Source organism: uncultured Lactobacillus sp. (assembly GCF_946477725.1).
Lineage (GTDB): Bacteria > Bacillota > Bacilli > Lactobacillales > Lactobacillaceae > Lactobacillus.
The window spans coordinates 1-6813 of record NZ_CAMKZC010000043.1; the positions used below are offsets into that span (position 1 = coordinate 1).

A 6813-nucleotide genomic window follows, 5' to 3' on the forward strand; every position below is an offset into this window, starting at 1 on the left:
GCTATTGTATTAGCTTATTTGTCTTCAAAATAACTAATGGTTCCTCCCGATCAAGCGATGGGAGGACTTTTTTTATCTTTTTAATGAGGAAATGGAGTTAAAGTGCATGGCACAAAACGAGAACATCTTGGCTAATGTTTTAGAGATTTTTCGTCATAATCCTAAAAAACAATATCAAGTAGAACAAATTGATCGTATGTTACGTAGAGACAGACTTGGCAGTTTTTCTGATATGGTCAAAGCATTATCTTATTTAGAACAAAAAAAGAAAATAATTACTGATGGTAAAGGTCACTACCAATTAGCGCAGGAGAATACTGAAGTTGAGGGCATATTTAAAGCCAACAGTAAGGGTTTTGGCTTTGTCAAACTTGATGATGAAGATGCGGATGATATTTTTATTGCCCGCGACTATACTGAATATGCTGTTGACGGAGACAGTGTTAAGGTTAAAATTACTGCCGGTGGTAATCCCTGGAATGGTAAGGGCCCTGAAGGTCAAGTAGAGCAAATTCTTGAGCGGGGGACTAAGACACTTGTGGGTGAATTTTATCCTATGACCGATGCCCAAGTGAAAATTAGTCATTTTATTGGTTATGTTTTAAGCTCAAATAAAAAGCTGGCTAATTATCGGGTTTATATCAGCCAAGACGGTTTGCATCCTCAAAAGCAGGACATTGTTAAAGTAGCTATTGCTAGTTATCCTGACAAGAACAATCCAGATTCAATGACTGGTGTAGTTACCAATGTTATTGGTAACAAAAATTTGCCGGGTGTTGACATTATGGCAATCGTTTCTGAACATGACGTTAGAACTGAATGGGCCGATGATGCCCTTGCTCAATCTAACGCCATTCCGGATCACGTAACTGAAGCTGAAATGGCAAACCGTGAGGATATTAGGGATCAGCCAGCTGTTACAATTGATGGTGATGATTCTAAAGACTTTGATGATGCAGTCGTGTTATGGAAATTGCCTAACGGTAACTATCATTTAGGTGTTCATATCGCTGATGTGGCTTACTATGTAACAGAAAATTCTCCTTTGGATAAGGAAGCTTTTACCAGAGGCAACAGTACTTATTTAGTTGATCGTGTTATTCCAATGTTGCCTTTTAGGCTTTCAAATGGCATATGCTCGCTCAACGAAGGTCAAGATCGTTTAGTATTATCCTGTGAAATGGAAATTTCTCCGGAAGGACAGAGGGTTAATTATCGTATTCATCCTTCAGTGATGAGATCACATGGCCGAATGACATATAACAATGTCAATAAAGTTTTAGATCCTGATAATCATGAAGAGCTTGAAGAAAAATATGTTAAGCTTGCTCCTATGCTGCAGAATATGGCTGAACTGCACAATATTTTATACCAGCAGAGGCATCAACGTGGTGCAATTGACTTTGAAGAACCTGAAGCAAAGATTATTGTGGATGATCAGGGTAAGCCAACGGATATTGTGTTACACTATCGCGGAATAGCTGAAAAGATGATTGAATCCTTCATGCTGCTGGCTAATGAAACTGTTGCGGAAGATTTTTATCGTAAGCATGTCCCGTTTTTATACCGCGTGCATGAAACTCCTGATGGTGAGCGGATTAAGAGCTTCTTTGAGTTTTGTAGTGCATTTGGCTTACATATTACAGCTGATCCAAACCATGTTAAGCCAATTGATTTACAAAAAGTAGTTGCTAAAACTACAGGTACTCCGGAAGAAGCTGTGGTCCAAATGATGATGCTGCGCAGCTTGAAGCAGGCACATTATTCAGAAGAACCTTTAGGACACTTTGGTTTGGCAGCTAAGTTCTATACCCACTTTACTTCACCAATCAGAAGGTATTCAGATCTGATGGTTCACAGGATGATTCATGCTTATAGTGAAAAAGGGACTGACAAGAAAACGCAGGATCATTTTGCAAGCTATTTGCCGGATGTAGCTGATCAAACTTCAACTCAGGAACGAGTTTCCGTTGATACTGAAAGAGAAGTTAATGATCTAAAGATGACCGAATTTATGGCTGATAAAGTGGGGGATCACTTTGATGCTGTAGTGTCATCTGTAACCAGCTTTGGTATGTTTATTCAACTTCCAAACACGGTAGAGGGACTTATTCACATTTCCAATTTAACAGATGATTTTTATAATTATAATGAAAAAAGCATGACATTAACTGGTCGCGGTACTCATAAACAGTTCCACGTAGGGATGCCGCTTAAGGTCACTCTGACAAATGCTAATGTTGAACAGCATCAACTGGACTTTGAAATTTATGATCCCAATGCCCCTAAAAAGCCTCATAATAACCGCGGCGTTAAAACTGAAAGGCGGGGCAATCGGGGTTTTCGCAATGATCACGCACATAAAGGACACTACCGTAACAATTTTCAAAAAAATGGCAATCATCCACATTTAAGTAGATACAAACATTAGGTTGAAAAATTGAAAAAAGAAAAAAATGAGAATTTAATTACTCAGAATAAAAAAGCACATCATGACTATTTTATTAAGGATACATATGAAGCCGGTATTGCTTTGACAGGTACAGAGATTAAATCCGTGCGAGCAAGACGTATTAACTTGCGCGATGGCTATGTTCAAGTTATTAATGGTTCGGCTTTTCTGGAGAACGTCCACATTAGTGAATATAAGCAAGGTAATCGTTATAACCATGATCCTCTTCGTTCAAGAAGATTACTTTTGCATAAAAAGCAGCTTCAGCGACTTGCTAAAGACCAATCTACGCGGGGTATTGCAATTATCCCTTTGAAGGTTTATCTTAAACATGGTTTTGCTAAAGTTCTTATTGGTGTTGGCCAAGGAAAGAAAAAATATGATAAGCGCGAGACCATTAAGAAGCGCGATCAAGAGCGTGAATTACGCAGGCAATATAAAATTTAAGGACGGTTTAATTAGTTTTCTAGTTGAACTGTTTTTTAATTATGCATTTGTTTTAAAATTAGCAACTTATCAAAGCTTGTTTATTTATATATAATTAAGCGATACTAATATAGTGTAAAAGAACCATCAAAAGCTTTTATGCTCTAATCAAAAGTTGTCCTTAGAACAATTTTGCTAGAAATATTCTGTTAATCTTACTGAATACCTTTGCAATATTGTGTATAATTTATTAATATAATTAATGTTTATATGACTGAATTTATTAGATAGTAATACTTTAATTTATAGCTTTATATAAAGTGTAAACAAGTGAGTATAGCAAAAAACGAGAGTTTTTGATTAATTCTACCTGTTTTTAAAATTTTAGAGAGATTTTGTTTAATAAGTAGAGTGTTTGATAATGCTATTTGTATGTAAGGATTTGAGTCGTAATGGAATTTGATAAAGTTTATAACCATGAACGAGTTACTCGCAAGTTTACTAATAGAAAAGTTAAGGAAGAGTTACTTGCTAATATTATTAAAAGGGCACAATTATCCCCGTCACTGCTTAACTCGCAACCTTGGAAGGTATATATGTTAACTGGTAACGCACTTGCTGGTTTAAAAAAAGAGGTCAAATCTCAAATAGAGAACAATGTTGAGCCTCATGAAGATTTTGTCAAAATGCTGTCACTTGATTGGGATTCATATCCCAGTCAAAATATGGCTGCAGTTGGAGCTTCACAACCATATTTTTTCAATAATAAAATGGAATTATTTACAGAATCAAATAACAATATGTTTAATGCCCAGGATGTGGCATTTCTTACGATTCCCAGAAATTCTCCCATTTGGTCTGTTTATGATTTAGGGATTTTTTCACAAAGCATCATGTTGCTGGCACTTAATGCCGGATTAGCAATTATGCCGGCACACTCAATGGTGTCTTATCCCGAATTAGTGCGTAAATATGGCAAAATTCCGGAAGACGAGCTTATTGGTATGGCAATTGGATTAGGATATCAAGATAATGCAGCTGAAGTCAATGATCCTAAATTTTATCCTGATCGTTTGCCATTCAAAAAAATATATAAATTAGTTAAATAGACAAGTACTACAATTTAAATAAAGCGCTATTAATGATAAAATATTTAATAGGAAATTTTCACGGTTATACTGATAAGGATGATATAGATTTTGAGTACAGCCCAAATAGTTACTAATTTAATAGCAACTTTAGTTATTTTTGTTTTTGCAGCGTTCTTTGTTGCTGCAGAATTTGCTTTGGTTCAAACCAGACCCAGCCAGGTGGAAGACATGTTGTCTAATAAAATTGGCAACCAGCGCAAAGTAAAGCGCGCTTTGCATATGACTCATAATTTAAATGAATACCTTTCAACGACACAGGTCGGAACTACTTTAGTTGGTGTAGTTTTGGGCTGGTTTTCAGCGGATACTTTGGCTGCAATATTTGAGAGAGCATTTAATTTAGTAGAACTTAATCATGCGGTAGTTCGTTCACTAAGTGCGATTTTAGGTGTAATTTTGTTAACTTATTTAGAAGTTGTGGTAACAGAAATTGTACCTAAGAATATTGCAATTGACATGCCAGTAAAAATCTTGCTTAAAATTGTGACCCCTTTGCAGCTTTTCCACACCCTGGTTTATCCGTTTGTGTGGCTGCTTAATGCTAGTTCAAATGGTTTACTGAAAATGTTGGGTTTTGAGCCGGCTGATGAAGAAAATCAGGTTTACTCGCAATCAGAAATCATTAAACTATCGCGGAAAGCCGTTCATGGTGGCTCGCTTGATAAAAATGATCTGACATATATGAAACGTGCTTTTGAGCTGAATGATAAAATAGCCAAAGATATTATGACGGATAGAACTCGGTTAGTGGTTATCAATTCAACTGATTCTATCAGGCAAGCACTTAAATTGTACTTGGATGAAGGTTCAAGTAGAATTCCGGTTGTTCGCGACAATAACAAAGATGATATTGTTGGTTATATCTATGCTTTTGATGTTATTCAACAGAGCCAGATTGACGACAAGGTGCCAGTTACACGTATTATTAGAACAATGATTACAGTGCCTGAATCCATGCCAATCCAAGATATTTTGCAGTTAATGATTAAAAAACACACACCAATCGTTTTGGTAGTAGATGAATATGGCGGTACCAGTGGAATAGTCACGGATAAGGATATTTATGAGGAACTGTTTGGTACGGTTAAAGATGAAATAGATGACGTTTCTGATGATTATATAATTAGAGATGAGCAAGGTAATATTCATGTATCGGGCAAAACGACCCTATATGATTTTGCCAGATATTTTAAGACTGACTTAAAAAGTTTCCAGGATAGTGATATTATCACCATTGGTGGCTATATGATGGAACACTATCCGGACTTAAAAAAAGGCGAGAAAGTTAAATTAGAGGGCTTTGAATTTAAGCTCGATGATATCGAACAGGGTTTCATGCGCTGGTTTATCGTTAAAAATATTAACGATAAACCAAAAGAGTCTCAAGAAGAATAAAGTCATTTAAAAAGAGTCTGGGAAAAAACTCTAACCTAACTAAAAAGGCTGGCAAATCACGTCAATAAAACGTTGATTTGTCGGTCTTTTTAAATTGTGAAATTTTTTAATTTAACTTCAAAGAGCACTTTTTTCCCAGACTCTTTTATTTATTGTTAACCAGTTTAATAATTTCGGGTTTTAGTACACCAATGTAACGCAGGTTACGGTAATAATTCATGAAATCAAGTCCGTAGCCTACTACAAACTCATTACCAACCTTTGAACCATAATATTCAACATCAACATCAACGTTACGATTTGCTTCCTTGTTAAGTAAAACGCAACATTTAACGCTTTTTGCCCCACGTTTTTCAAGCAACTTTTTCATAAAATCTAAAGTTAAACCAGTGTCAACAATGTCTTCAACGATCAAAACATCACGATCTTTCACATCAGATGCTAAATCAGAAACTAGCTTAACTTTCCCGGAAGACTCCATTTCATTACCATAGCTTGAGACATCGAGAAAATCAATTTCAGCTTTGACGTCCATTTCTCTAACCAAATCAGTTAAAAAGAAAACAGCACCTTTGAGAGCACCAACGATTAACGGTTTCTTACCAGCATAATCGTTAGTAAGCTGCTTTCCTAACTTAACACACATTTGGTGAATGTCATCTTCACTAAACAATTTATGATCAATAATATTATTAATATTGTCGTTTTTTGGCATTTATCTACCCTTCATTGTAAAACAATTTAAATTCCTAATATTTCGATTATATCATTTTTTTGCTAAAAAAACAGACCATTTTTAACTATTTTCACTTTTTTAACAGTCAATTACGTACAAAAAGTAGCTATACTGCCAAAAGCAGTAAGATAATTCTCGATTTGCTTAAATTTTTAACGTGCAACCTCAGTTTTTGGTAAAATTAAAGAATAAGATATTTTAGTGAAAGGTAAAAAAATGCAAAAACAACAAGAAATTAAAATGCTCAAGGCTTTTTCTGATGCCAATTCCACCTCTGGTTTTGAAGGAGAATTTGTTAAACTATTTACCGATACTGTTCAAGATTTCGCTGACGTGAAAGTTGATGGTATGCTCAATGTGTATGCCAGCAAAAAAGAAAACCAACCAGGTCGGCCAGTGATTCAACTGGATGCACATTCAGATGCTGTTGGCTTTATTACTCAAGCTGTCCGTCCTAATGGCATGATTAAGTTTGTACCCCTTGGCGGCTGGGTTAAATATAATATTCCTGCTCTGCGCGTAAAAATTAAAAATCGTGCAGGTGAATACGTTCCCGGTGTTGTGGCTACTAAACCACCTCATTTTATGACTGCAGCCGAAAAAAATAATGTACCGGACGTAGCCGATATGTCAATTGACGTTGGTTCCAGTTC

Annotated in this window: 5 protein-coding genes and 1 pseudogene; 5 read left to right on the forward strand and 1 reads right to left on the reverse strand. The window is 35.8% G+C overall.

All coding sequences use genetic code 11. The features are described 5' to 3' along the window. The first annotated feature begins 106 nt into the window (after nucleotides 1-106). From rnr to Q0R51_RS08830, 4 genes are all read left to right on the forward strand, one after another. Nucleotides 107-2431 (forward strand): ribonuclease R, encoded by a 2325-nt coding sequence (rnr, locus tag Q0R51_RS08815; protein ID WP_294758220.1) that lies wholly within the window; start codon nucleotides 107-109, stop codon nucleotides 2429-2431. A 9-nt stretch (nucleotides 2432-2440) separates the two neighbouring features. After that, entirely contained in the window at nucleotides 2441-2899 is a 459-nt protein-coding gene (gene smpB, locus Q0R51_RS08820) for an SsrA-binding protein SmpB (protein WP_294758222.1), read from the forward strand. A 431-nt stretch (nucleotides 2900-3330) separates the two neighbouring features. Then, nucleotides 3331-3987, forward strand: coding sequence for a nitroreductase (locus Q0R51_RS08825; protein WP_294758225.1), 657 nt, complete (start codon nucleotides 3331-3333; stop codon nucleotides 3985-3987). A gap of 90 nt (nucleotides 3988-4077) precedes the next feature. Further along, nucleotides 4078-5424 carry a hemolysin family protein gene (locus tag Q0R51_RS08830; RefSeq protein WP_294758227.1) on the forward strand — a complete coding sequence of 449 codons (1347 nt, stop codon included), beginning with the start codon at nucleotides 4078-4080 and terminating at the stop codon, nucleotides 5422-5424. Nucleotides 5425-5569: 145 nt separating this feature from the next. On the opposite strand, the gene hpt is transcribed toward Q0R51_RS08830, so the two are convergent. Continuing rightward, nucleotides 5570-6139, reverse strand: coding sequence for a hypoxanthine phosphoribosyltransferase (gene hpt, locus Q0R51_RS08835; protein ID WP_174795526.1), 570 nt, complete (start codon nucleotides 6137-6139; stop codon nucleotides 5570-5572). A 237-nt stretch (nucleotides 6140-6376) separates the two neighbouring features. Between hpt and Q0R51_RS08840 the strand changes: the two are divergent. Beyond that, nucleotides 6377-6813, forward strand: a pseudogene (locus Q0R51_RS08840) (M42 family peptidase); the annotation flags it as partial.